Origin of the sequence: Ralstonia sp. TCR112, assembly GCF_007997035.1 — a bacterium.
GTDB lineage: Bacteria > Pseudomonadota > Gammaproteobacteria > Burkholderiales > Burkholderiaceae > Ralstonia > Ralstonia edaphi.
The window spans coordinates 12,129-33,492 of sequence record NZ_VOSS01000083.1 but is presented as its reverse complement, the minus strand read 5'-3'; the positions used below and the strand labels follow the sequence as shown (position 1 = coordinate 33,492).

Genomic DNA, 21,364 nt, shown 5'->3' with positions numbered 1-21,364 from the left:
CGTGGTGGGCGTGCACACGCCGGAATTCGCCTTCGAGAAGTCGCCCGAGAACGTCGCCCGCGCCGTCAGCGGCTTCCGCGTCAATTTTCCGGTCGCCATCGACAGCAACTACCGCATCTGGAACGCCTTCCACAACAGCTACTGGCCCGCCGCGTACTTTGTCGATGCGCAAGGCAACATCCGGCACCACCAGTTTGGCGAGGGCGACTACGCCGCCTCTGAACGCGTCATCCAGGCCTTGCTGGCGGAGGCAGGCAACCAGCAGGTGGCGGGTGGCGTGGTCGTGCCCGATGCCCCCGGGGCGCAAGCGGCACCGGACCTGAACAACATCCGCTCGCCGGAAACGTACGTCGGTTATGCGCAAGCCACCGGCTTCGCATCGCCCGGCGGTGCACAGATCGGCACGTCGCACGCATACAGCGTCGGCAAGCTCGGCTTGAACGATTGGGGCTTGTCGGGGCAATGGACCATCGATGCCGAGCAGGCCACGCTCGACCGCGCTGGCGGCAGCATCGTCTACCGATTCCACGCGCGTGACCTGCACCTCGTGCTCGGGCCCGCCGCCGATGGGCGCGCCGTGCGCTTCACCGTCACGATCGACGGCAAGGCCCCCGGCGACAGCCACGGCGCCGATACCGACGCCCACGGCAACGGCGCCGTCACGCAAACGCGCCTCTACCAGCTCGTCCGCCAGGCCGGCTCGGTGGGCGAGCACACATTCGAAATCCGCTTTCTCGATGCCGGGGCGCATGCCTACGCCTTCACCTTCGGCTGACGGCGCGCCGCCGTTTTGTACGCGTTTGTATCCCGCCGCAGCACAGATACGTACCCAGACAAAACGGCCCTTCCGCGCTACTTCAGGGATACGTCGGCCTTCTTTAATACGTCTCGTGGCCCCGGCAACCAGCGAACACCCAGCCGCTGACGCCGGGACGCAAATCCAACCCTCAAGCCTTTCCCTTTCATCAAAAAGGAGATCACCATGACCCGCATCGAAAACGTTCTGTACACCGCCAAGGTCAACGTCACCGGCGGCCGCGATGGCCAGGCGCACAGCGATGACGACCGCCTGAACCTGAAGCTCTCGCCCCCCGGCAGCAACGGCCGCGGCACGAACCCCGAGCAACTGTTTGCCGCAGGCTGGTCGGCCTGCTTTATCGGTGCGATGGGCCGCGCGGCCAGCCAGATGAAGATCAAGCTGCCGGCGGATCTGGCCTTGAACACCGAAGTCGATCTTGGCACCACCGACGACGCGTTCTTCCTGCAGGCACGGCTGAACGTGAGCCTGCCCGGCCTGGACCGCGACGTGGCCCAAGCCGTGGTGGAAGCGGCCCACCAGCTCTGCCCGTATTCGAAGGCCACGCGCGGCAACATCCACGTCGAGCTGAACCTGGTCTGACGCACCACACCTGACGCACCCCACGGCCCGCCGCCCGCCGCAGGCTACCTGCAGCCGGCGGGCCTTCGCTCTCAACCTTTCACGGAGTCCACATCATGCGCACAACGTTCCGCGCCGCCCTCGCGGCACTGGCCATCGGCGCCGTCTACTTTGTCGGGACGGCGCGCCCGCCTTCAGCCAGACCGCAGCCACCGGCGCCGCCGCGCCAGAATTCACGGGCATCAACCAGTGGCTGAACTCGCCGCCGCTGTCCATGAAAGACCTGCGCGGCAAGGTCGTGCTGGTGGATTTCTGGACGTACTCCTGCATCAACTGCCTCAACACGCTGCCGCACGTGAAGCAGTGGTACGACAAATACAAGGATCAGGGCCTGGTCGTGGTGGGCGTGCACACGCCGGAATACGCGTTCGAAAAATCGACCACCAACGTGCAGGAAGCGCTCAAGCGCCTGGACGTGCGCTATCCGGTCGCGCAGGACAACAGCTACGCAACGTGGTCGGCCTTCCACAACCAGTTCTGGCCCGCGCTGTACCTGATCGATGCCGACGGGCGCATCGTCTACCAGCACTTTGGTGAAGGCCGCTACGCCGAGACGGAAGCGGCCATCCAGAAGCTGCTGGCCAATCAAAAGCCGCAGAAGCCCGCGTGATGGCGCGGTGTGAAACAACCCGCCCCAGCAGTGCTTACGAGCGCCAGCGGGCGGGACGTTTTTCCAGGAAGGCGTCGATGCCCTCACCGGCGTCTTCTTCCATCATGTTGCGGGCCATGACGTCGCCTGCGTACGCATAGGCATCGGCAAGCGGCATCTGGCGTTGCCGGTAGAACATCGCCTTGCCGTAGCGGATGGCGGTGGGGCTTTTCGACACGATGTCCGCCACCTTGCGGGCCACCGCGTCATCCAGCTCCGCTGCCGGCACGGCCTCGTTGATGAGCCCCCAGTCAGCCGCCGTGGCCGCATCGATAAAGCGGCCCGTCACGAGCATGTCGAATGCGCGCTTGGCAAGCACGTTGCGCGACAACGCCACCGCGGGCGTCGAACAGAACAGGCCGACGTTGATGCCCGACACCGCAAAGCGCGCCGCGTCCGAAGCGATGGCCAGATCGCAACTGCCGACCAACTGGCAACCTGCCGCAGTCGCCACACCATGCACGCGCGCAATGACCGGCACCGGCAGCGCCTGGATCGCCTGCATCACCACGCTGCAGCGCGCAAACAGCGCCTGGTAATACGCAAGCTCCGGCGTGCCGCGCATTTCACGCAGATCATGTCCGGCACAGAACGCCTTGCCTTCGGCGCCGAGCACCACGCAGCGCACCGTCGCGTCTTGCGCAATGTCGTCCAGCACGCGCTGCAGCGCATCGAGCATGGCTTCGGACAACGCGTTGAACTGCAGGGGCCGATTCAGCCGCAGCGTGACGACGCCGTCGCGGTCATCGCGCAGGACGGGTTCGTCGGTGGCGGTATGGGTGGTGGGATGAGGTTGCATGCGCACTCCTTTGCAGGCTGGTGCCCCGGGGTGGGCACCAGTCTATCCCCGCACAGCGCGGGCCGCACTCGGGCGTTCCCCGTAACACCCTGCTGGCCGCCACCGGCACCCGGCCTGAAAGTTCTACCCCTTTCGCCGCGTTGATATTGGGTGGCCGGCTGACTATCACGCGTCTATAGCGAGGGTTGCCCGGGCAACGCAATCGCCGCACAGTCGCACAGCAAGTCACACCACAAGCGAACGAGTGACACCGTCACCGCAAAGGGGGCCAACGTGATGTCGGAAACGCTGGACATGCAGCGAGGCTTGTTGCTGAGCCTCTCTCCAGGACGCCGGACGTACTGGATGGCGCAGGCGGTGGCGCTGCTGTCGCTGGTGGTGCTGGTGTCGGCCGTACCGTTCGCCAAGGTGCAACTGGCGCATCTTCCGTCGTTCGTGCCGCTTTACGAATCGGCCCTCATCCTCAATGACCTGATTACCGCCGCGCTGCTCTTCGGACAGTTCGCCATCACGCGGTCGCGCGCCATGCTGGCGCTCGCCAGCGGCTACCTGTTCACGGGTGCCACGGCGGTGGGGCACTTGCTGTCGTTTCCGGGGCTGTTCGCTTCCGGCGGCCTGCTCGGCGCGGGGCCGCAGAGCACTGCGTGGATCTACATGTTCTGGCACGCGGGCTTTCCGCTGTTTGTCATCGCTTACGCCGTGCTCAAGAAGCGCGAAGAGCAGGAGCCCGGCCGCTTCCCGGTTCATACGCTCACGCGACAAACGGCGCTTGGCACCGTGGCGGCCGTGCTGGGCGCAGCGGCCGCCTGTGTGGCGCTGGCCACCGCCGGCGAGCACCTGCTGCCCGCCATCATGGCCGCCAACCGCTACACGCCTACCATGTGGATCGTCGCCGGCAGCACATGGTGCTTTTGCGTGGTCGCGCTGCTCGTGCTGTGGCGCAGCCGCCCGCACCTGACGCTCGATATCTGGCTGATGGTCGTGCTGTGCGTGTGGATCTGCGACGTGGCGCTCAGCGCCGTATTCAACGGCGGGCGATATGACCTCGGCTTCTATGCCGGCCGCGTGTTCGGGCTGCTGGGCGCGAGCTTTGTGCTGTTGCTGTTGCTGATCGAGAACACGGTGCTGCACTCACGGTTGGCAGCGGCACGGGCAGAGCTCAGGCGGATGGCGGCGAGCAATATGGGGGATCGGGAAGGCTGACTGCACCTGCCGGTCCGGTCTGGCGAGAAGCCAAATGTGAGTGACCAACGGAGGTACTTACTCCTGCAACGTCCCCTTTGCTTCTCGGCCGCCCCACCGCATCGCATAGCGCCTCACCACCCCGCGCAACACCCCGACCATGTACTCCTGGTGCCTCGCTTCCTGTTCAGGATCACGCCAGTGCGGCACCGGATACCGCTCACCCTGCAAGTTCACGCCCTGCGCATCGGCCGCCCGCTGCCGCCACTCCTGCAGCACCTGATCGAGCTGCGCGTCGTCGTTCTGGTACCAGGCCTGCACCGCCCGATCGCCCAGCAGGCGCTGCCGCAGGCGGTCACGCTGTTCGCGCCAGATGGCGATGCGTTCGATATCCACAGTGGCGGGCTGCATGTCGCTGCTCAGGTGCTGGGCAGCCAGCAACGCGTCATGTGCCTGCATGTACGCCTGATAGCGCTCAGCCAGGTGCAGGGCGTCCGCCAGCGCGGGGGGCGGCAGCGTGCTTTCTAAATAGGCTTTCAACTGGCCGGCCCGATCCTGTTCGGGCTTGAGCAGGAAGGTGTTGAACACGTTCAGCAACGCGGTGTCCACAACCAGCGTCTGCTGTTCGGTGATGGTGAGCGCAGGAGCATCGCCCACTCCGGCCGACGTTGTGATCGGCGTACGGTTGGACGCCGGCGATGTGACAGCGGCGGCTGATGTGCGCGGCTCGGCCGCTGCAGCGCTTTTTGAGTCGGGCAACCGCGTCGTCATTACGCCAATCGACAGGCCGACGACGGCCGCAAGCACCGCAGCGGCGCTCAGATACAAGCCGCGCCGGTCGCGCGGGGCTTCAGTCCGGACTCGCATTGAAGGCGCCCGCGCCATGCACGACCGTGCGGCGCCGCTGCATGGCGAGGTACATGTTGCCGATCAGAACGAACAGCTCGGCACGCTGCCCGACATCGTGAAGCTCGACGTGGTCACGCCGGTGCCCGACGGCACATCGTTCGACTTGTAGAGGCCGACATTGGCGTACTGGTCACCGCTTTGCGCCGTGGCGTCCAGGCTGACGTTGGCCAGGTAGGCATTGACCGGGAAGCTCGCGTTGCGGCCGGCGATCTTCGTGTACGCACCCGACACCGATTGCGTGGAATACGCGCCGTTGACGACGATGTTCGACAGCGACGGGCTGCCGCCGGTCGTGCACGCGTTGTAGTTCGTGTCCATCACGATCAGGTGCTTCACGCCGGTCATGCAGGTATTGACGTAGCTCACCTGCTTGACGGTGAGTGAACACGGCCCCGTCTTCACGTTGATGCCGTTGTTGTTGGTGGACTGCGTGCCGCTCAGGTCATTCCCATACACGTAGTTGTTCGTGAACAGGATGTTGGACACGGTGTTCTTGTCGATGCTGCCCACCGAGAGGCCATGCGTGCCGTGCAGCCGCGTGTTCGACACCGTCACGTTGGAGATGTCGCCCGAGTTGGTCTTGACGGCAATGCCATCGTCGCCGGCTTCGATATCGGATTGCGTGACGGTGGCGTTGGTCAGGCTGTCGATGTCGATGCCGTCTGCGTTCTTGCGCGTGGCCGGCGTGCGGATGGACACACCCCACGCGGTAAAGCCGTTGCCGCCCTCCACATAGAGGTTCGGGTGCGCGGCCTGGGCCAGCGTGACGTTGTAGACGGTGAAGTTCGTGATGTTGCTCGCCTGCACCAGGCGCGGCGTGCCGGTGATGATGTCGCCACGGCCATCCACCGTGCCCGGGCCCATGAGCGATGCATTGGCGCCCGTGAACGACAGCAGGTTGGCGTTGCTGCTGTAGCTGTCGTTGCCGAACAGCGTCACGCCGGAATTGATCACGAGCCCCGCCCCGTTGATGGACAGGCTGCCCGTGTAAAACGCGTCATTCGAGCCCGAAGCGGCCAGCACCACGCTCTTGCCGGTGCCTTTGCAGTTGGTCAGTGCCTGCTGAATGACGCTGGTGTCGTCAGACGAAGACGGCGGCGGCGACGCACGCTGCGCGCTTGAATAGCGCGCGTTGATCGTCGTGCAGATGCCCGGATACGTCGGCTGCGTGACAGTGCGGCTGTCTCCCGTGGCCAACGTCTGTGCCCCGGCGGATCCCGCAGCGCCGGCACCCAACAAGGATGCAGCCAGGATCAAACCGGCCTTGGTTTGCATGTTCATCGATGTCTCACTCCTGTCTTGGTGTTCGGCACCGGAAAGGCAGCGTTTCGGTGCCACCTGGGCAGACCGCACCCGTGCCTGAAGATATATCAGAGGTAATCCATTGGTATACCAGTGAGGAAAGTTGAGCATTCAACCTGAAGCCGGCTCGATGAGCGTTTCGCCGCCGAAGACTTGTCCGCAAATACGAATGCACGCCGCCATATCGCCGCCTGAACGGTGACGCCACGGCGGCGGTTGCCTAAGATGCGGCCCTCTCGGCTGGTCGCTACAAGCCGCCATACCGGGCCCGGCGGTCATGCACAACACCACGCGCATGACCGCAACCCTGGCCGCTACTCCGTGCAATCCACTCCCGATGTCGAAGATCAGCAGCGCGAACGGTATCCCGCCACGGCATGACAACGCGCCCGGCGCGTCGCACGCAGCGGCCTCGGCGCGCGTTGCACCTTCGCCCGCCTGCGCACCGCGGGTGCCCGGCCCGGGCCTCACGCAATTGCCCAAACCCGCCGCGACACGCCAACCCGCCGCGCCGGCCCGCGTCAAAGCCTTGCGGACGCTGGAAACGCGGCAGCGGCTGCACCGCTTGCGCAAAGAACTCGGCAAGATCGACCCGCCGCCCGCCTGTGCCGAAGACGCCCATGCCGACATCCTCGCGGCCATGGCGCGCGCCGGCCTGGGCGGCTGGACATTGCCGGCCCTGTCCGATCCGGCCAATCTGCGCCACGCGGATGGATCGGTGATGGTGTCGCTGGTGTCGCACACCATCGTCTTCAACGCGGGCGGCGCGTTCCGCATCATCGACCTGCTGCCGCCTGGCAGCGTGTACTTCGAGTTGGCCGGGCGCGACGGCGCAGCGTTTGTGCTGCCGTGCGTCTGTGCCCCCGTCGCGGCCGATTAACGCACGGCGCCACTGCGTTTGGCGGCTCGTCCCGGTATCTCAAAAATTCTCGCCTCAGGGTTATCCGCCATTTCGGCCGGCGCTCACCTTTTCGACTCTCCTGCCACACCACCAATAAAACAAGGGGCGGAGACAGGTATGGACCGGAGGCAATTCGTACGGAGTTCAGTTGCACTGGGCGGCGCAATGATGCTGTCGCCCATGGCGCGCGCGGCGGAAGCCGGTGTGTTTGCAGACAAGATCGTCTTTGGGCAGACGGTCGGGTTCGACAGCGTCTGGGGCGGGCTGTACAAGAACTACACCAACGGCCTGCTGGCCGGCTTCGAACAGGTCAACGCCCAGGGCGGCGTGGCCGGCCGCAAGCTTGTCGTCAAGCGGCTCGAAGACAACTACCTGCCCGACAAGGCCGTGGCCAACGTCAAGACGCTGGTGCAGGAAGGCGTGTTCGGATTGGTATGCATGGGCGGCACCGGCAACACCATCGCCACGCTGCCGCTGCTGGAGCAATACCGCCTGCCGATGGTGGGCGCCATGACCGGCGCCACCGCCGCGCGCAAACCGAGCGCACCGCTGTTTCATACGCGCGCCAGCTACGCCGACGAAGTCACGAAGATGGTGCAGCACGCCACCACCATCGGGCTCAAGCGCGTGGCCGTGGTCTACCAGGACAACCCCTTCGGCTCCGGCAATGCCGACGCGCCAAGGCTGCCGCCAGCAAGTTCGGCGCGCAGATCGTCGCGCTCATCCCGCATAACGCCAAGGGCGACGACATCGACATGGTGGTCGACAAGATTGCCGCGGCCAATCCGCAGACCACGCTGCTGTTCACGTCGCCCACCTCCGTGGCCGACATGCTCATGCGCTATCAAGCCAAGCACGGCCCCGTGCCGCTGCCGCAGCCGTGGATCCTGTCGGTCACCACGCCCAAGACCGTGTTCGAGAAGGCAGGCCCGCTGGCCCACGGCGTGGCTGTCACGCAGGTCATGCCCGGGCCCAATGCGCGCACGCAGCCGCTCGTGCGCGCGTTTCGCGAAGCCAACGACAAGTTTGGTGACCACGGCAACCAGACCTACGAAGCGGTGGAGGGCTTTCTCACCGCCCGCGTCATCGTGGATGGCCTGCGTGCCTGCGGCAGCAACCCCACGCGCGACGGCTTCATCCAGGCGCTGGAAGGCTTCGGCACACGCGACTTTGGCGGCGTGCGCGTGCACTACGACCGCAACAACCACGCAGGGCTCGACTACGTGGACGTAACGATGATCGGCAGCAACGGTCATCTGGTCGGCTGAACCGCGCGCACCTTGTGCCGCGACGCACACCGGTGGCAACATGGCGCCATGCAACGCGTGGCCGGCCAGCCAGCAGAACCCGCCCCAGAGGCGGGTTTTTTGTGTCTGGCCGCCCCCACATAACCAGGAGCACGTGAAGCCCATGACAGAGATCCGCCCCGCGCAGTTTCCTGACGACATGGCCGCCGTGCAGGCCATCTTCCGTGAATACGTTGCCAGCCCCAGCGTCAGCCTGGATTTCCAGGACTACGAAGCCGAGTTTGCCGGCCTGCCCGGCAAATACGCCGCGCCGCGCGGGCAATTGCTGCTCGCCTGGAAGGCTAACGCCGTGGTCGGCTGCGCCGCGTTCCGGGAGGTGGATGCAACCACGTGCGAGATGAAGCGTGTCTACGTCCGCCACGCCGCACGCGGCGAACAGCTCGGCCGCCGCCTCGTCGAGCATCTGCTGCAAGACGCGCGGGCCGCCGGCTATGCCCGCATGTGCCTGGACGTGCTGCCCGAGTTCAAGGCCGCGCAGCAGCTGTACCTGTCGCTGGGCTTCACGCCGGCACCGCCGGTGGCGTTCAACCCGGTGCCGGGCACGCTGTTCCTGGGCCGTGCGCTGTAGGGCGCGGTTGCTAGAATTTCGCCCGCCCTTCCCGAAGACGACCGATACAACGCGATGACGGTATCCCTCAGCCTGGACCCGCAGTTCTTCACCCTCCTCGCCGACAGCCACCAACGGCTGGTTGGCGCACCGCTGGTCAACAACACCATCACGCCCGCAGATGCGGCCCGGTGGCTCTACGAAGACGCGCCCTTCTGCGTGCTGGCACACAACACCGACGCCGACCCGCGCTTCATCTATGCAAACCGCGCCGCGCAGCGCTGCTTTGAATACGATTGGGACGGCATCACAGCGTTGCGCTCGCGTTTTTCGGCCGAGCAGCCGAACCGCGAAGAACGCGCGCAATTGCTCGAAGCAGTCCGCACGCGCGGGTTCGCCACGGGGTATCGCGGCGTGCGCATCTCGCGCTCCGGCAGGCGGTTCTGGATCGAGGGCGGCACGGTGTGGAACCTCATCGACAGCGCTGGCGTGTACCACGGGCAAGCCGCCACCTTCCACCAATGGCATGACGTGTGATTTGCGGGGTCAAAGCGCACGCACACGAACAGATCGGCTTAGCATTCAGCACGCAACACAACAACAACGTACGTTTCAAAGGGGTAGGAGTTGTCGAAAAAGATCATCGCTCTTGTCTTGGCCTGCGCTTGCGGCATGGGCCAGGCGGCCTTCGGACAAATCTCGATGGAAGCGCCCCTGACAGACGCGCCGGCAACCGAAGCGCTGCAGGCGGAAGTGCTCCAACCGGGCGCACCTCAAGCCGAAGCGCCCTCGCCGGAAGCCCCGCAAGCGCAAGCGCCCACCCCGGAGCCGATGCCAAAGGCGGAGCCCGTCGTGAGGGCCGAACAAAGCTATTGGGAAGCCGAAGGGCTGAGCGCGCGGATGCGCAAGGCGCGTGCGATCACGCTGTATCTGCTGGACCCCGCCATGGCATCGCTCAAGGCCGTGGACGAAGCGCAACTGAAAGACAGCGGCTGCGAATACAGCACCGGAGACGCCGCGCTCATCGCCAACTTTGTTGATTCCATCGAGCGCAACAGCGCGCGCAGCAACTCGTTCGCGCTGCAGTTTGAGCCTCGCGAAGCCGTCTACCTGGCGCTGGGCGGCGGCAGCGAAATGAAGCTGCTGTTCGAGAAGCCCTACCAGAACCAATCGGAAGTGCTCGGGCAGATCAACGGTCAGCCGGTCACGGTCAGCAAGAGCCTGGTGGAAGGCTTGTACCGATGGGCCGCCAAGGTTAGCCACGTCCGCCGGTGCGAGAGCTTTGTGGGCAGGTATCGCTAAGCCGCCCACGCACCCTCATGCGTGCGCCCACGGCCGCAGGTGGGCATCCAGCACAAACTGCTGACACACGCCCGGCGCCAGCGGACGGCTGAAGAAATACCCCTGAAACCGGTCACAGCCCAGGGCCGACAGGCGCTGGAGCTGCTGCTCGGTTTCCACCCCTTCCACCACCGTCGACAGGTTCAGCGTGCGGCTCAGGCTGGCAATGCTGCGCACGATGTGCTCGTTGATGCTGCCCGCGCTCACGTCGGCCAGAGAGCGGTCGATCTTCACCGTATCCAGCGGCAGTTCGCGCAGATAGTGCAGCGACGTATGGCCCATCCCGAAATCATCGAGGGCGACTTTCACGCCCGCCTCGCGCAGCTGCTTCAGGTTGCCGATGGTGTTGATGTCCGGCAGCAGCATCGTCGATTCGGTGATCTCCAGTTCGAGCTGCGTGGGCGACAACCCTTCGCGCTGCAGGATGTCGAGCACGTTCCGGCACAACGCGCAGTCCAGCAACTGCCGCGGCGACAGGTTCACGGCGACCACGAAATCCTCCGGCAAGACACCGCGCCAGGCCGCACGCTGCCGGCATGCGAGCGACAGGATGCGTAGACCCAACTGATCGATCAGGCCAATGTCATCGGCCAGCGCCACGACAATCGGCGGGGCCACGCGGCCCAGCACCGGATGCTGCCAGCGCAGCAGCGCCTCGGCGCCGAACACGCGGCCGGTGCTGCAATCCACCTGCGGCTGAAACTCCAGAAAGATCTGCCCTTCTTTCTTGATGGCGTCTTCCAGGTCGCTGGCCAGCGCCACCGCCATGCGGCCTTCGTCGCCGGGCAGGTCCAGACAGCGCCGGCCCTTCAGGCTCACCTCGGGCGAGTCCGCAATCTGCAGCAAAGACGCAAGCACATCCTGACTGCGCCGTGCGGACAGAACATCCGCCATGCGGACAAACGGCAGGTAAATGGCCGCCCCCACCACCAGGCCGATGAGCTGCACCACCGCGCCCCACACCGAGCCCGTGGCTGCATAGCCGCTGAACAGCGCCGGAGTCGTCCATGCCACGGGGTAGCTGGTCTTGGGCAGCAGGTCGGCAATGGTGGCCGCATAGGCGATCAGGATCTGCACCAGCGGCGTAAGCAGGAACGGAATCGCATAGACCGGGTTGAGCACCACCGGCAGCCCGAACAGCAGCGGCTCGTTGACGTTGAACAGCGCCGGCAGCATGGCAACCACCGCCATCTTGCGCTTGCGCTGCGTGCGCCTGAAGACGAGCAGCGCGAGGATCAGGCTGAGCGTGCCGCCCGAGCCGCCCATGCGCGCGAATACCGCGAAGAAGTGATAGGTAAAGATGAACTGCGGCTGGCCGCCACTGGCGACTGCCGCCGCATTGGCCTGCGTGGCCGGCTCCAATACGTGCTGGTGAACGGCATACAGCGCGTTCGGCCCATGAATGCCGAATAGCCAGAGCACCTGCGCCGCCGTTTCGTAACCGAGACCAAACAGCAGGCTGTTGGCCACTTCCGAATACGGCGCCGCCAGCAGCGCGCCGAATGCCGCCATGAGCTGCGGCCAGCCCGCCCACGCCATGCCGGCTTTGAGCAGCGCAAACGTCAGGATCGTCAGCATGCCGGCCGGCATGACCGACAGCACATCGCCCACCAGAAGATCGTTGCTCAAGTGGTGAGATGGAATGCGCAAACCGCGGATGCTACATAACTTCAGGAACAGGCCGCCGCCCAGCGATGCAACCATCAAGGCGCCAAACATGCCCTGCCCCAGCGAGAGCGACGTCATCAAAGAAGCATCCTCTTCCGGCGCGATGAGCGTAAAGAAGCACGACACCACCACCACCGCCGCCACGGTCGGGTTGACCACCCGATGCCCCGCGCGCTGGTTGTGCTGCTGCGTCAACACATCGGCAAACCCGAACAACGCAACCAGCGAACCGATGCCGATCGTGCCGGCCAGCACGCTGTCGCAAAAGGCATCCAGCCCCGGGCCGAAGGCCTGCAGCAGCAGGTGGCGCATGCCAGCGGTGGGCGGATTGCGCAACAGCAGCGCCACCGCGGCCACCATGATGAGCGGCAACGAGAGCGCCAGCCCGCGCCGGATGGCAATGAAATACGGCCCACGGTCGAAGCGCTCGGCAGCGCTCAACAACCTCAGCCAGGGCGATAGCGCCTGCGTCGTCATAGGGCTCGATCTTGTTCAAGGTGGATCGGAAACTCCCGGGCAGCCCGAAGCGTTACCGATGGGGCTACGCATCGTAATCGACACGACGCGGCGCGCGCTGAAGCGCAACCCCTCGTGCAATACGCAAAAAAAGCTCACCGGCCCATGGCAAGGTTTGTGCGATACCTAGGGGAAACCCGAAGTCTTGGGGTGTCCATCGCCTCCGGCGCGCACCACAACAAGGCATCGGCACCAACGTGGCGCCCATCCCATGTACGTCGCGCCCCAGAATCTGCAACGATCTTGCTTATGTCGATTTCCCTTCGTGCGCCCCGCACCGTGAAACTGCCTGCACCCTTTCTGTCCCTGCTCCGCCTCGTGCGCGACCCGCACCGGCGCTATCGGCATGCGCGGTACATCCATGCCACGCGCGTCGGCCTGGGCGTGCTGCTCTCCATTGCTGTCACGTCGGGCTTTGGATGGCCGCATGGCGAGTGGGCGACCATCTCGCTGCTGATCGTCATTGCCGGCCTGCAGCACCACGGCAACATCCGCAAGCGCGCGGCAGAGCGCGCGTGGGGCACCCTCATCGGCGCCGTGGCGGGCCTGCTGATCATCGTTCAGCAGACGTGGCTCGGGCACTTGCCGCTCACCTACGCGCTCACAGCCATCGCGTGCGGCATCTGCGCGTATCACGCCATCGGCAAGGGCGGCTATATCGCGCTGCTGGCGGCCATCACGCTCGTCATCGTGGTCGGGCATGGCGACAACAACCTGCTCGACGGCGCCTGGCGCACGCTCAACGTGCTGGTCGGGATTGCGATTGCGCTGCTGTTCTCGTTTGCGCTGCCGCTGTATGCCACCTATTCGTGGCGCTACCGGCTGGCCGATGCGCTGCGCGAATGCGCCCGGGCGTATGCCAACCTCGGCCAGGCCGGTGAAGCCTCAGGCGAGCGCAGCAAGCACCTCGGCAAGCTCAATACGCTGCTGGTGCAGTTGCGCTCGCTCATGCCGTCGGTGTCCAAAGAGATTGACGTGCCGCTGGAGCGCCTGGAGAACATCCAGCGCAGCCTGCGCATCTGCATCAGCACGCTCGAACTGCTCAATGCAACGCACGGGACGTTGGGTGCGCCGGGTGTGCCGGATGCAGGCACGCAGCCGGCCGTGGCCAGCCGACGCATCCGCGACACGCTGATCGGCATGTCGCGGGCACTGCGGTTCGGCACGGTGGCGCGCCTGGCTCGGCCACGTGCGGCCGACCTCGCCGAGATGCACCCCGCTGCCGGTGCGCCCACGGTGGAAAGCGCGCTGGCGGAGGGCTTTTCCAACGAGATCGAGAACCTCCGGCGGCAACTGCTGGCGATTGCGCCGCAGTGGAATATCGGGTGAAGCAGGGCGCCCGGCCAGGCGCGCCCCCTGCGACTTGCCTCGGCTGTCTTCTCCACCAGCGCCGGGCAACGTCGCATCACCTCACTTGGCCAGCGCCGCAACCTCCGCCGCACTCAACGCGCCCGCTTGAACGCGGAAGCCCTGGATGCGGCCGTTGAACGATGGATGCGCCCAATTGCGGCCCAGGAAGGTGACCTGGTCGCCAACCTGGCGGGGCGACAGCAGCATGTCGTCGGTCTTCCCCACCTCAGTGCCGTCAACGTACAGGCGGCAGGTGTTGCCCTGCAGCGTGACGGCCACATGGACCCACCGACGAATCGGCATGGCCCACGGCGCCGCTACAACCTGCGCGTCGTTGCCTCCTGCGCCGAAGATCCCGAAACGCAACACGCCACTACTGCCCGACTGTGGGGCGATGAACATGGAGCTGAATCCATCCTGCCCCGAGAAAAACATGCAGGTGTCCCAGTGCAGTCCATTCGCGTAGGCCCAGAAAGCCACGCTGAAGTCGTCGAGGTCACTGAATACCCCTGACGGCAATTGCAGGCCGGCCTTCTGGCCGTCAAACGCGATGGCCTTGTCGCCGACACGCCCGTCGCCCCAGGTGGCGCCGTCCAGCAGCGTGCCCTGCACCAAGGTCGTGGTGCCGGCGGGGGTGAGCAGCGCGCCGACCGTGCCGGTGCCGTTCGGATCGTTCAGCGGCAGCGACAGGCGGACCTCGCCAGGAACGGCGATGCGGGCCACGTTGGAGCCGGCGCCCGAGGCACCGGCGCCCTGGGCGGTGATCTGGTAGAACCAGACGCCGTTGGGCGGGATATCGGTATAGGTGAGCAGCTCGCTGGCCGAAACGGTGCCCAGCAGGTTGAAGGGGCCGTTGGCCTGGCTTGCGCGCTTGACCGCATACGAGGTCGCCCCGACGCTGCCCCACCACGACAGCACGACGCGGTTGCCGCGCAGGTTGGCCGTGAGGCCGGACGGCGGCTTCATAGGGCCTGCATAGTCCGCGCGACGATGGATCAGCGTCGGCCACATGACGTCATCGCTGCTGCCGCCGTACTTGGGCTCGACCAACTTCACGATGCGCGAGACGTTGGGCGCCGCCAGCCCCATGCGGTTGACGTAGTGGTTGTAGATCGGCTCCCAGGCGTTGCGGCCATGCTGGAACGACTGGTTCACCTGCGTCCACAGAGACGTGTGCGGCTGCGACGGATCCTGTTCGCGCGCATAGGGCATGGGATAGGTCTTGCCGTTCTCGTCCAGGAGGTTGGAGCGTGCAACGTATTCAGCGGCGGCGAGGAAGCGGTTGTTGTGCATCCCGTAGAGATCGTCACCCTGGTTCCACGCCATCTCCAGCAGGTCGCCGCCCAGCGACATGCCCAGCGTCGAGTGCCCCTGGTCCCGGCCGCTCTCCTCCCACTGCCCGAAATGGCCCGGGTGCATGAAGTACACGCCATGCACGATGGAGCCGTTGCCGAACATCTTCAGCGTGCCGCGGTTGTTGCCGGCGTAGTAGTCAACGGCCAGGCGATAGAGGTCGGGCCGGTCGCAGAACACGCCGATCGACAGCGCACCGCACAGCGATGCCATGTCCCAGTTGGCGTGAGACCCCAGCGCCGCGTTGTTGAGACGGTTTTGCGAGATGCCGGCGAAGACGTTGAGCAGCATGTCCTGAAAGCGCTTCAGGCTCGCCGGCGCCCAGCCGGAGTAGGTGCGCAGGATCTCGCCAATCTGCGCCAGCTGATGGCCTTGGATGCCCGCCAGGATGATGAAGGTGTGGTCGTCATGCGCGGTCGAGCCGGGCGGCACCGTACCAACCTCCTTCAGCGTGTTCGCCCAGGCGTCGAGGAATTCCACCGCCTTATCGGCATAGCGGTTGTCCTGCGGGTCGGACAGCTTCCAGCGCAGGACCAGGGTCCAGGCGTGCCAGATGTCGCCGTACAAAGCGTACTTGGTACTGTCGGCCCGGTAGACCGCGGGCTGCGGATTGGGCTTGGCGGTCAAGGAGGCGTTGGGCTCGGCGCACAGCTTGTTCCACCAGCCCGTCCACGGCTCCTGGCCTGCCTTGATGAGCGCGCGGATGCGGGCGGCGTCGTCTTCGGTGACCAGCAGCCCAGGGTGGCGGAAGACACCGCTCACTGAGGCCGCTTCCGGCGCAGGCGACGGCGCCGACGTCGCAGGTGCCGGAGCGGTCGTGGCCTGACCTCCCCCTCCCGTTTTCTCCTGCGGCTGCGTCTGCCCCTGTGCAGAGGCGTCGTCGACACCGCCGCACCCCGGCAGCAGCGGCAGCATGGGGAACAGCCCCAGCCCCAACGTCAACGCGCGACGTAGAGGATTGGGTAACTCGTTAACGTTTGCGTACTCCGCCGACTTTTTGGACATCTTGATTGACCCGACTGTTTTTTGTAGTGGCGCAACCGTAGGTCAGCGTGCGAAGGCGCGTCAACGCAATCGCCAAAACGATGAGGATTTTTGAGTGTTCGGACGCCAGCCTGTACGCGTTTAGCGGGCCGGCATCACACGACGCGGCCACCGGCGCCGTGAAGCCATCGAGGCCCACCCATCCAAAGCAGGTGGGCGCAGGCATGCGGTTCAATCCACAAGTTCTGCAATTTCGTCCACTTCAAGTGTCTTGCCGAACTTGTTCTTCAAGCCGTGCCCCCAGGCATGAACATGCGCGCCGGGCGTGAGGTAGGAAGCCAGTTCCGTCGCAGCGTGGGGCGGCATACGCAACGAGGTGCCGTCATCGAGCAACGCCCCGCGCAGCTCACCCTTCGGCCCAAACAGAGAGAGCTTGACCTCCCCGGCAGCCTCCATCGGCCGACGCGCACCGGCGCGTTTGAGCGGCTGATCCCCCTTGGCGGGCGGGCCTTCATCGAGGATGACCTTGCCGCTCTCGGTGGTGAGCGAGATCGCCGCGATCATGTCGGCGCCTCTGGGCTTCACCCCGCGTATGCGGATCTTGTCGCCCAGCGCAACATACCGGGCAAGGTGCCGCGACAGATGGGGCGGCACATGAACCTGCCGAAGTGTGCGACCACCCAGTACAAGACCATCGACATCGCCTTCAGGGTTGAGAAGGAAATTGCGTACCGTGCCACGGACTTCCGGAAGACTCTCGGGATCGATCCAATGCATTGCGTGTCCTCGCTGTGGGATGGGTTGGACAAAGGAAATGGGCGTGCTACCGGCATGGCATCTGGCCAACCGCGCCCTTCTGCGGCGGCGCAACGATCATGCCCATGCGCTATCACGCACGGATGTCGGCGTCCCGTTCACCGCCGCCGGCGCAAGCGCACCGATTTCTCAATAAATCTCAGCAACGCATGCCGGTCTGGGGCCATGTGGGTAGACTCGGCCGCAGCCATAGTTCACGCGCCTACGTGACGAAAGTGGTCGGGAGCCCCGGGGATTGACCACCTCGGGGCTTTTTTCTTTTGAGGGGTGCCCATATCCGCCCTCTTCCAGCCGATGTGTCGGTGCCGGCACGCCGTCGTTGCGCAAAGGCTGCAGCTGTCTGACAAGTCCATGCCCACAACACCATCTGTGCTCGATACCCCCTGGGCCAAGCGCTTTGGCCTGAAGCAACTCAGCGCGTTCGCCCTTGCGCTACCGCTGGTCTGTCTGCAGCTTGCAAGTGCCGAGCCTTTGCACAATCGCGCGGCGCCCTGCCGGATCGGCAATGACGCACCCATCGACACGGATCACGGTGCCCGACCGAGCTGGCGCCCCGTGCAGGTGGGCCAATTCGGCGTCAGCGCCGATGCCAGCGCCTACACCGTCGACACCGGCGCCGGGCTGGTCTTCAAGATCCGGACGCGAGGCGCCAACGGTGGTGACCGTGGCAAGGCCGACATCGTCTCGATGCTCTGGCATGGCGTGCAGTATCAGGACCCGCGCAAAGGCAGCCAGGTGAACTCGGGTTTCTCGGGCCTGTATGACGGGGATGACCGCGTCAATGTGGAAGCCGCACGCGTGGGCAATGACGCCATCAAGATCACCGTCAGCGCGGGGGCATTGACCCACGTCTACATGGCGCGCCGTGGGCAGCCCAACATCTACATGGCGACGTATTTCACCGCTGAGCCCAAGCCCAACCTCGTGCGCTTTGTCGTTCGGGTGCCGCACGCGCGCCTGCCCGATGGGCCGCAATGCGCAGACATCACCACCGCCGTGCGCGGTGTCGAGGCCCATGACGTCTTTGGGCTGGCCGACGGCCAAACCCGCTCCAAGCATTACTCCAACATGCGCCTGAAAGACTGGCAGTACTTTGGCGCGACGGGCCCCGGCGTGGGCATGTGGATGGTGCGCGACAACAACGAGGGCGGGTCAGGCGGGCCGTTCTACCGCAGCCTGCTCGACCAGGGGGCTGAAGACCAGGAGCTGACCTACATCGTCAACTACGGTGAGAACCAGACCGAGCCCTACCGCATGGGCGTTCTCAACAGCTACGTTCTGGCCTTTACCGACGGCGAACCACCCACGGAAGTCGACACCCGCTGGTTCAAAGACATGGGCCTGCCCGGCTACGCGCCCGAGAGCGATCGTGGCGCACTGGAAGCCCGCTTCACCGGGTTGACTGAAGACGCGCCGTACACGCTGGCGCTCAGCAACGCGCATGCGCAGTATTGGGGCGATGTCTCTGCAAAAGACGGCCACGGCCACGTTGACGTGCGCGGCATGCTGCCAGGCCAGTATCAGGCGACGCTGTACCGCAACGAGCTGGAGGTGAAACGCTTCAACGTGGATGTGCAGCCCGGCCGCACAACGCCATGTGCATGCGGCGGTGTCGATCATGACCCGCAGCGCGATGCCGTGCTGTGGCGCATCGGCACCTGGGACGGCACCCCGCGCGAGTTCCGCAACGGCGACAAGGTCACGGTCATGCATCCGTCCGACGTGCGGATGCAGCCGTGGACCGGCCCCGAATACATCGTCGGCCGGTCCACGCCCGCCAACGATTTCCCCGCCTACCAATGGAAAGCCATCAACGGCACGCTGGCTGTGCGCTTCCACCTCAGCCAGCGCGAGATTGCCGATCACCGGTTGCGCATCGGCATCACCACGGCCTTCGCCCACGCCCGCCCCAGCATCACCGTCAACCAGTGGAGCGCGCCCGCGCCGCAAGCTGCGGTTGAGCCGGCCACGCGCAGCCTCACGGCCGGCTCCTATCGCGGCAACAACGCCACCTTTGCGTTCGACATTCCGGCGTCGGCTTTTGTGGCGGGCGTGAATGAACTGAAGATCAACGTCGTCAGCGGCAATGCCGGAGACGGTTTCCTCAGCCCCGGTTACGCGTTCGACGCCATCGATCTGCTGAAGTAACAGCGCAAAGGGGGCCGCCACCAACCGCAGCGGCCCTCGCTGCAAGCGCGTCTTACACGACGCTGTCTTCTTCGGCCTCGTCTTCGGGCTGCTTGGGCTGCACTGGCGGCTGCATGGACGGCTGTGAAGCCGAGGCCTCCACCGTCGCGCTGTCCTCGCCCACCTCCTGCGAATCATCCTGCCCAGCCGGCGACTGCGAGGGATCTTCCAGGCGCGCCTTCAGGCCGGCCAGATAGTTCTCGGCGTGGTCCTGCGCTTCTGACACACCCAGATTGATGCCCGCGTTGATGGCCTTCTCGGCAACGATCTTGGTGATGCCTTCCTTCATTGCCAGCCGGACTTCCGGGCCGCCGATGTTGCCGATGGCCGCAGCCGCCAGATTCAGGCCCGCCTCTTCCAGCGCCTTCTTCACGTTGCCGCCGCTGACCATTGCATGCAGGATGTTGCAGCCTTGGGACTCGGCTTCCAGCGCCGTGGATGCTGCATCCGCAAGTTCGCCAATACCGGGAATGAAGCTCAGCGCGCCCACCGCCATGGATGCCCAGTCCAGCAACTTGCCCTCCACCTTGAGCGCGGCATCGATGGCGTGCATCAGGAAACCGCCGTTGTGCTTGGGCGACTTGATCTCGGGCTGGTCGGCCGTGCCCATCAACATGCAGGCCACGGCCATCTTGTCTGCGTCGGTCTTGGGCGTGTGGGTCTGCGGCTTCTGCACGGTCTGGTTGGCCTGCGACAGGTTGCCGTAGAACTTCTGGAAATCGCGGCCGGCGATATTGCCCGAATCCACCGTATGGCCACCGCCGAAATCGAAGAACCCGTGGTGCGTCTTGTAACCCGTGATGGCGTTGTTCATCAGGCTGAACAGCACCGGGTCTTGCAGCAGATGCGTCGCTGCCTGGCGGACGCTCGGGTCGAGCTGCTTGTTGTTGGCCATGCTCGACAGCTTGTCTCGCGTGAGATCGCCGTCGCCAAAGAAGGCTGCCTGGTTGCCGTTCATCGTCTTGAGCGTGTTCAGTTCGGCCTGCGTCAGGCTCATGGCTGACGACGCAGCTTGCAGGAAGTCCGCCTTCTTGACCTCGCCCCCGCCGGTCAGCTTGTTCCAGGCGTCCTTGTGGTCGAGGAAGTATTGCGCCGCTGCAATGACCTGCGGCGGCGTCTTGCCGGTCTTGGCGTCGCCATCAACGATCTGCTTGAACTCGTCTTCGCCCAGGTTCTTCGTGAGGTTGTCGGAATACTTGTAAAGCTCGCGCAGCGCATCGCTTTCCGACATGACGGAAGGCTGGCCATTCGCATTGCCATCCGACGGGATGTAGTTCTGCTCGAAGCTCTTGGCCTGTTGCTCGTTGAACGCGCTCACCTGTGCGTGTTCCGCCGTGAAGGCATCCAGATCCTTGGCCTTGATCTTGCCGCCGCAACGGCCGTCACCTTGCGATCCGATGGCGGTGAACAGGCGTTCGTCTTGCGCCAGGCCCTGCAGTGCTGCCTTCAGGTCAGGCGGCGTCGAAGGGTCGTTGATCTTGTCCTGCAGGCCATCCCAGCTGAGCGGGCATTGGTCTTTGTGCCGATCCAGCACCGACACGATCTGCACTTCCTTCTGGCTGAGCGTGCCGCCATTCCACGTCACGGTGGATTGCGACGGCCCGGCCTGCTGTGAAGACGCTGCATTGGCCTGCTGGGGCGTCGCGTTGGGCTGCGTCGCCGCATGCCGGTTACCGCTGTTCTGCGTGACGTCGTCGTCATCGCCGTCGTCGTCATCGTTGTTTCCGGAAGCGAGCGACGCGGCCAGCTTGGCGCTGATGCCCTGGTAAAGGCTCAGCTGCGTCTGGTCGGATGGGCCTTGCTGGCCTGGCAAGCCGGCCATGCCGGCGGCAGACGCTAGCGTATCGACGGCTGCATCAGCCATATCGCCGCGGCTTGCATGCCTGGCTTCGCGATTTGCTGCGTTGGATGAAGACATATGAACGGACATACCTGCTCCACTTGTGTCGTTGCGACCTGTGGCAAAGCCGGTATTTCGCGATCGGGTACGGATCACGCATGCCGTCATGCCTCGTATGGATCGCGTTTCCCTTCAACAGCCCACCGGCTCAACACAACAACGCTGGTCGAGTGGGCACGAATTGGCGCCCCGCATTGCAATGCGGATGCCTGGAA

General features: G+C 65.1%; 16 protein-coding genes and 2 pseudogenes. 11 read left to right on the top strand and 7 right to left on the bottom strand.

Annotated elements, in window-relative coordinates:
* The 3 genes and pseudogenes from FUT88_RS19425 to FUT88_RS27210 form a co-directional block, all read left to right on the top strand.
* Window positions 1–775, top strand: a pseudogene (locus tag FUT88_RS19425) (cytochrome c biogenesis protein DipZ); the annotation flags it as partial.
* 207 nt (window positions 776–982) lie between these two features.
* A complete protein-coding gene (locus tag FUT88_RS19420) occupies window positions 983–1,399 on the top strand; it encodes an organic hydroperoxide resistance protein (protein WP_147217564.1) in 417 nt (138 codons plus the stop codon).
* Window positions 1,400–1,409: 10 nt separating this feature from the next.
* Complete coding sequence (locus FUT88_RS27210) at window positions 1,410–2,048, top strand: thioredoxin family protein (protein WP_410003891.1); 639 nt, start codon at window positions 1,410–1,412, stop codon at window positions 2,046–2,048.
* Window positions 2,049–2,082: 34 nt separating this feature from the next.
* Here the strand turns inward: FUT88_RS27210 and FUT88_RS19410 are convergent, their stop codons facing one another.
* A complete protein-coding gene (locus tag FUT88_RS19410) occupies window positions 2,083–2,886 on the bottom strand; it encodes an enoyl-CoA hydratase (RefSeq protein WP_147217560.1) in 804 nt (267 codons plus the stop codon).
* 276 nt (window positions 2,887–3,162) lie between these two features.
* Here FUT88_RS19410 and FUT88_RS19405 point away from each other — a divergent pair, with 276 nt between their 5' ends.
* Window positions 3,163–4,089 carry an MASE4 domain-containing protein gene (locus FUT88_RS19405; protein ID WP_147217558.1) on the top strand — a complete coding sequence of 309 codons (927 nt, stop codon included), beginning with the start codon at window positions 3,163–3,165 and terminating at the stop codon, window positions 4,087–4,089.
* Window positions 4,090–4,146: 57 nt separating this feature from the next.
* On the opposite strand, the gene FUT88_RS19400 is transcribed toward FUT88_RS19405, so the two are convergent.
* Window positions 4,147–4,935, bottom strand: a complete 789-nt coding sequence (locus tag FUT88_RS19400) for a hypothetical protein (protein WP_147217556.1) — start codon at window positions 4,933–4,935, stop codon at window positions 4,147–4,149.
* A 63-nt stretch (window positions 4,936–4,998) separates the two neighbouring features.
* Window positions 4,999–6,258, bottom strand: a complete 1,260-nt coding sequence (locus tag FUT88_RS19395) for a glycosyl hydrolase family 28 protein (RefSeq protein ID WP_147217554.1) — start codon at window positions 6,256–6,258, stop codon at window positions 4,999–5,001.
* A gap of 358 nt (window positions 6,259–6,616) precedes the next feature.
* On the opposite strand from FUT88_RS19395, the gene FUT88_RS19390 reads away from it, so the two are divergent.
* The 5 genes and pseudogenes from FUT88_RS19390 (at window position 6,617) to FUT88_RS19370 (ending at window position 10,336) form a co-directional block, all read left to right on the top strand.
* Complete coding sequence (locus tag FUT88_RS19390; protein WP_147217553.1) at window positions 6,617–7,159, top strand: hypothetical protein; 543 nt, start codon at window positions 6,617–6,619, stop codon at window positions 7,157–7,159.
* A gap of 138 nt (window positions 7,160–7,297) precedes the next feature.
* Window positions 7,298–8,448, top strand: a pseudogene (locus FUT88_RS19385) (ABC transporter substrate-binding protein).
* A gap of 142 nt (window positions 8,449–8,590) precedes the next feature.
* Window positions 8,591–9,055, top strand: coding sequence for a GNAT family N-acetyltransferase (locus FUT88_RS19380; RefSeq protein ID WP_147217549.1), 465 nt, complete (start codon window positions 8,591–8,593; stop codon window positions 9,053–9,055).
* A 54-nt stretch (window positions 9,056–9,109) separates the two neighbouring features.
* A complete protein-coding gene (locus FUT88_RS19375) occupies window positions 9,110–9,571 on the top strand; it encodes an MEKHLA domain-containing protein (protein WP_147217547.1) in 462 nt (153 codons plus the stop codon).
* A gap of 165 nt (window positions 9,572–9,736) precedes the next feature.
* Window positions 9,737–10,336, top strand: coding sequence for a hypothetical protein (locus FUT88_RS19370; protein WP_147217545.1), 600 nt, complete (start codon window positions 9,737–9,739; stop codon window positions 10,334–10,336).
* Window positions 10,337–10,351: 15 nt separating this feature from the next.
* On the opposite strand, the gene FUT88_RS19365 is transcribed toward FUT88_RS19370, so the two are convergent.
* Window positions 10,352–12,520, bottom strand: coding sequence for a PTS sugar transporter subunit IIC/EAL domain-containing protein (locus tag FUT88_RS19365; RefSeq protein WP_147217542.1), 2,169 nt, complete (start codon window positions 12,518–12,520; stop codon window positions 10,352–10,354).
* A 288-nt stretch (window positions 12,521–12,808) separates the two neighbouring features.
* Between FUT88_RS19365 and FUT88_RS19360 the strand changes: the two genes are divergently transcribed.
* Window positions 12,809–13,888, top strand: a complete 1,080-nt coding sequence (locus FUT88_RS19360; RefSeq protein WP_147217541.1) for an FUSC family protein — start codon at window positions 12,809–12,811, stop codon at window positions 13,886–13,888.
* Window positions 13,889–13,969: 81 nt separating this feature from the next.
* Here the strand turns inward: FUT88_RS19360 and FUT88_RS19355 are convergent, their stop codons facing one another.
* Together FUT88_RS19355 and FUT88_RS19350 are read right to left on the bottom strand one after the other, a co-directional pair.
* Entirely contained in the window at window positions 13,970–16,267 is a 2,298-nt protein-coding gene (locus FUT88_RS19355) for a LamG-like jellyroll fold domain-containing protein (RefSeq protein ID WP_147217539.1), read from the bottom strand.
* A gap of 210 nt (window positions 16,268–16,477) precedes the next feature.
* Window positions 16,478–17,023: a hypothetical protein gene (locus FUT88_RS19350; RefSeq protein WP_147217537.1), complete on the bottom strand. Its 546-nt coding sequence runs from the start codon at window positions 17,021–17,023 to the stop codon at window positions 16,478–16,480.
* A 390-nt stretch (window positions 17,024–17,413) separates the two neighbouring features.
* On the opposite strand from FUT88_RS19350, the gene FUT88_RS19345 reads away from it, so the two are divergent.
* The gene (locus tag FUT88_RS19345; protein WP_186829341.1) at window positions 17,414–19,210 is read left to right on the top strand and encodes a rhamnogalacturonan lyase B N-terminal domain-containing protein; all 1,797 of its coding nucleotides are present in this window, start codon (window positions 17,414–17,416) and stop codon (window positions 19,208–19,210) included.
* Window positions 19,211–19,262: 52 nt separating this feature from the next.
* On the opposite strand, the gene FUT88_RS19340 is transcribed toward FUT88_RS19345, so the two are convergent.
* On the bottom strand, window positions 19,263–21,113 hold the full coding sequence (locus FUT88_RS19340; protein WP_147217533.1) for an HrpF/NolX family T3SS translocon protein: 1,851 nt from the start codon (window positions 21,111–21,113) through the stop codon (window positions 19,263–19,265).
* Between the last annotated feature and the right edge of the window lie 251 nt (window positions 21,114–21,364).

Bases quoted from the DNA above. Each gene is read 5' to 3' on its own strand.
- FUT88_RS19420 (WP_147217564.1), top strand. From the start codon at position 983: ATGACCCGCATCGAAAACGTTCTGTACACCGCCAAGGTCAACGTCACC.
- FUT88_RS19410 (WP_147217560.1), bottom strand. From the start codon at position 2,886: ATGCAACCTCATCCCACCACCCATACCGCCACCGACGAACCCGTCCTG.
- FUT88_RS19405 (WP_147217558.1), top strand. From the start codon at position 3,163: ATGTCGGAAACGCTGGACATGCAGCGAGGCTTGTTGCTGAGCCTCTCT.
- FUT88_RS19400 (WP_147217556.1), bottom strand. From the start codon at position 4,935: ATGCGAGTCCGGACTGAAGCCCCGCGCGACCGGCGCGGCTTGTATCTG.
- FUT88_RS19395 (WP_147217554.1), bottom strand. From the start codon at position 6,258: ATGAACATGCAAACCAAGGCCGGTTTGATCCTGGCTGCATCCTTGTTG.
- FUT88_RS19390 (WP_147217553.1), top strand. From the start codon at position 6,617: ATGTCGAAGATCAGCAGCGCGAACGGTATCCCGCCACGGCATGACAAC.
- FUT88_RS19380 (WP_147217549.1), top strand. From the start codon at position 8,591: ATGACAGAGATCCGCCCCGCGCAGTTTCCTGACGACATGGCCGCCGTG.
- FUT88_RS19375 (WP_147217547.1), top strand. From the start codon at position 9,110: ATGACGGTATCCCTCAGCCTGGACCCGCAGTTCTTCACCCTCCTCGCC.
- FUT88_RS19370 (WP_147217545.1), top strand. From the start codon at position 9,737: ATGGAAGCGCCCCTGACAGACGCGCCGGCAACCGAAGCGCTGCAGGCG.
- FUT88_RS19365 (WP_147217542.1), bottom strand. From the start codon at position 12,520: ATGACGACGCAGGCGCTATCGCCCTGGCTGAGGTTGTTGAGCGCTGCC.
- FUT88_RS19360 (WP_147217541.1), top strand. From the start codon at position 12,809: ATGTCGATTTCCCTTCGTGCGCCCCGCACCGTGAAACTGCCTGCACCC.
- FUT88_RS19355 (WP_147217539.1), bottom strand. From the start codon at position 16,267: ATGTCCAAAAAGTCGGCGGAGTACGCAAACGTTAACGAGTTACCCAAT.
- FUT88_RS19350 (WP_147217537.1), bottom strand. From the start codon at position 17,023: ATGCATTGGATCGATCCCGAGAGTCTTCCGGAAGTCCGTGGCACGGTA.
- FUT88_RS19345 (WP_186829341.1), top strand. From the start codon at position 17,414: ATGCCCACAACACCATCTGTGCTCGATACCCCCTGGGCCAAGCGCTTT.
- FUT88_RS19340 (WP_147217533.1), bottom strand. From the start codon at position 21,113: ATGGCTGATGCAGCCGTCGATACGCTAGCGTCTGCCGCCGGCATGGCC.